The sequence below is a fragment of the Phormidium pseudopriestleyi FRX01 genome, assembly GCF_017313335.1.
GTDB classification, from domain to species: Bacteria; Cyanobacteriota; Cyanobacteriia; order Cyanobacteriales; family Laspinemataceae; genus Laspinema; species Laspinema pseudopriestleyi.
In genome coordinates, this window is the sequence record NZ_JAFLQW010000308.1 from 1 (window position 1) to 3,473 (window position 3,473).

The following is a 3,473-nucleotide window of genomic DNA, read 5'->3' on the forward strand; positions in this document are numbered from 1 at the left end:
AAATAATCACTATGGAGGACCCCACCCTAACCCGGACCTTGCTAAGGGGAGGGGACCGTTCGTGAGGCAAATCCCCAGGAACGTAAAAAAACTACTCTTGGAAGGACCATCTGCCTGCCACCCAGGGACATCGATGCTCAGTGAAAACAGACCCCAAACCAGAATCAGAGAGATTAGGTTTATCATAGATGTATCGTTTTCCAGAACCGACACCCATGCCTCGATACCCGAACGGGTGTGGCTATAGAAAGATAAAATGGGTATGTTTCCATTACACCTGTGGAGAGTATTGCGATGACTTCTATCCAACCTCAAGCGATCGCCTCTCGGTTGAATACCCCTCAATCCTTACCCCCGTTAGAAAATGGCGATCGCTTAATTCGTCCCGAATTCGAGCGCCGCTATCATGTCATGCCGGATATCAAAAAAGCTGAACTCATCGAAGGAGTGGTTTATATGGCATCGCCTTTACGCTTTCGGTCCCATGCCAAACCTCATGGATATCTGATCACCATATTAGGGTTATATGAATCTGCCACCCCTCCAGTTGAAATGGGAATTGAACCCACCGTGCGCCTAGATTTAGAAAACGAACCCCAACCCGATGGCGTCTTATTAATCAGTCCTGAAAATGGGGGACAATCCACTATTGACGAACAGGGATATATCCAAGGCGCACCGGAACTCGTCGCCGAAATTGCCGCCAGTAGTGCCGCCATTGACCTCGGTGATAAAAAACGAGCCTATCGCCGCAATGGAGTCAAAGAATATATTATATGGCAAGTGTTTGATGAAAAAATTGATTGGTTTCGGTTAGAAGAGGGGGATTATGTATCAGTGCTGCCCGATGAGCAAGGGATAATTCGCTCACAGGTATTCCCCGGATTGTGGGTGGATATTCCCAACCTTCTGCAAGGGAATATGCCACAAGTCTTGAGTGTTTTGCAAGCGGGAATCAGTTCCCCAGAACATCAAGCATTTGTGCAAGCATTAGGAGAAGATACTGCGGAATCCTCTCCTGATGCTTGATGCTGGGATGAAAATTGGAGGGCGATCGCCGCTATTGTGCATTGTCCGATTCCTGGTTTTTCTGATCCACCTTTTGGGCGATCGCAACCGGATGGGGAACCCGTTGCTCAATCCGGTACTGCTGCACCGGCATCGCCTTGTCATAGCGAATATGCCAGAATGCCAGTCCATAGGTGAGAACAACTCCTGCACCCGCATGAATTAACCCGATCGCCGTCGTTACCGTTGCTTCACCGATAATCAACCAAGTGCGTTTAGAAATCTGCATCACCTTATCCTCAAACTTGATAATGCAGTTGTAAAATTTCGGGTATCCCCGAAGGCAAGGAAGCGCCGAAAGCACTATACTACAAACATTCGGGTAGGTTCGGTAACGGGTTTCGGTATCGGGATCCCGAAACTTTCCCGAAACTTTTCCTCGACTTTGGTGCTATTCGCGATGCCTAACTTCAGTTATGGTCCAGAACCGCAAACTCGGGTACAGCAACTCCTAGAGCGTTTGCTCGACTGTGCCAACCACAACTTAGATGAAACCCTCACCACCGTGAACCTTGATGCCAGATGGGAAGACGGGGAGGAACTGAATTTAGCAGTAGAAACCACCCTGGAAGATTTGCGCGTGCTGATTTATGGCAAGGCAAAAGTGTCAGAGAAGGTGAAAAAAGCCCAATGCAAGGAAATCGGGGAATTCTTGACCCACTATTTGGGCGAATTTCTACAAATTTGGTGCGATCGCCGGGTCAAAAAGCGGGGTTCCCCAAGATGGATTTTTAGCCTTAAACTCTGGAGTAAGGATAAAGACAAGAACCTGCAACAGTTTCAGCAGCAGTGGCATAACCGACAACAGGAACAGTCCCCCACCGCAGGCGCACCCTCATTTCAAGTTGAAATTACCAGTTCCCCTCCACCACCTCGGAGCAAAGGGATCCAAACCGTGGGACTGGAAACCATCGCTGAAATCCCTGTCTGGGTGGGGCGCGATGCTCTATTACAGGAGTTGACAACCAAATTACTCGCCCCCAAAACTCCTCCGAAAGTCCTCACGATTATCGGACAAGGGGGCATCGGCAAAACCAGTTTAGCGGTGAAACTCCTGGAAACCTTGGGAGTGCAGGTGCAACCGCCTACCCTCACCGAAACCTGTCCCTACCAGAAAGCATTATATTTAAAAACCTACCAAGGGACCAGTTTTGATGCCGTGGCAGAGTTTCTCCTGCGGGGATTAGACATGGAAATCCTGCAACCCCTGAAAACTGCCCCAGAAAAAATCACCAAAATTCTGGAAGGGTTGACAAAACAGCGCAGCGTGGTTGTGCTGGATAACCTAGAGGATATTTTACACCCTTCCCACCATCCCGACTGCGGTGGTAAAGCGCTGTCTCCTGAATGGGGCCAGTTGCTTCATGCCTTTGCTTACGGCAATCATTGCTCAACCCTGATTCTCACCAGTCGGGAATTCCCCGTTGATTTGACGGATCCTCGCGCCCGGACCCCGAAACCCGACCCAAAATTAGTGGAAGTTCTCACCTTGTCCGGAGTTGAGGATGCTGATGGGGTGGAAATCTTGCGTCAGCGCGGATCAGAAGATAGTGAGGAAGATTGGCGCTGGATTGCGGAACGAGTCAAAGGGAATGCTTTTATTTTGACGCAATTGGCGGCGATCGGGGCCGACAGTCCAGGGTATCTGCGGAAACATCCCGAACTGGTGACGGAAGAGGCAGAACCGATTCTGCAAGCGCAACTCGGGCGGCAAAGTCAGGCAGGGATAGACTTGTTGCGGCGAATGTGTGTCTTGCGAGTCGGCATCGATATCCAGGGATTGACCTTTTTGCGCCTATACACCGATGACAGAGAGAAAAACAAGCGGTTTGAGAGGGCAGCAGTTTTAGAAGAACCAGCAGAATTGACGAAAGCGGAACTCCAAGAAACCGCAGCAATTGTCATGCGTTTGGTGAATAGTTCCTTGGTACAGCGTCGCTATGATAAGGAGCAGTGCGAGTGGTATTATGACCTCCATCGCTTGATTGTCGAATACTTGCAAATGCAATATCAAGCCGAATTGCCGCAACTGATGGAACGGGTTTATAAGTTCTACTGCACCGGGAAGACGGTAGAGAATCCCAAAACATTAGAAGATTTGCGCCCAGTTTTGGAGGCCCAGTATTTTGCGTTTAAGTTGGGAAATTATGACGAGGCGTCTAGTTTATTGATGGGAACGATAGAGAAATATCTGGAACCCTGGGGATACTGGAACCTGTTAAAAGAATTGTATGAGCAAATCTTACTTCATGTTGATGAGGATACTCGTCCTTATTATCTACAGCGAATCGGTTCGAGATATCGGGATTCGGGGAAGTGGGATGAGGCAGAACAATATTATCGGAATGCTTTAGCGATCGCACAAGAACAAAATAATCAAAGTTTGATTGCTGGAGTTTGGGGAC

General features: G+C 48.8%; 3 protein-coding genes. 2 read left to right on the forward strand and 1 reads right to left on the reverse strand.

All coding sequences use genetic code 11. From position 1 onward, the window contains the following. The first annotated feature begins 294 nt into the window (after window positions 1–294). Window positions 295–1,029 (forward strand): Uma2 family endonuclease, encoded by a 735-nt coding sequence (locus tag J0895_RS11480; RefSeq protein WP_207088226.1) that lies wholly within the window; start codon window positions 295–297, stop codon window positions 1,027–1,029. Window positions 1,030–1,060: 31 nt separating this feature from the next. Here J0895_RS11480 and J0895_RS11485 read toward each other — a convergent pair whose 3' ends face one another. Further along, window positions 1,061–1,297 carry a hypothetical protein gene (locus J0895_RS11485; protein WP_207088227.1) on the reverse strand — a complete coding sequence of 79 codons (237 nt, stop codon included), beginning with the start codon at window positions 1,295–1,297 and terminating at the stop codon, window positions 1,061–1,063. Window positions 1,298–1,468: 171 nt separating this feature from the next. Here J0895_RS11485 and J0895_RS11490 point away from each other — a divergent pair. Next, the coding region (locus tag J0895_RS11490) for an AAA family ATPase (RefSeq protein ID WP_207088228.1) at window positions 1,469–3,473 on the forward strand (2,005 nt) is incomplete at its 3' end.

Excerpts from the sequence above, each read along its gene's own strand:
- J0895_RS11485 (WP_207088227.1), bottom strand. The coding sequence starts at position 1,297 with ATGCAGATTTCTAAACGCACTTGGTTGATTATCGGTGAAGCAACGGTA.
- J0895_RS11480 (WP_207088226.1), top strand. The coding sequence starts at position 295 with ATGACTTCTATCCAACCTCAAGCGATCGCCTCTCGGTTGAATACCCCT.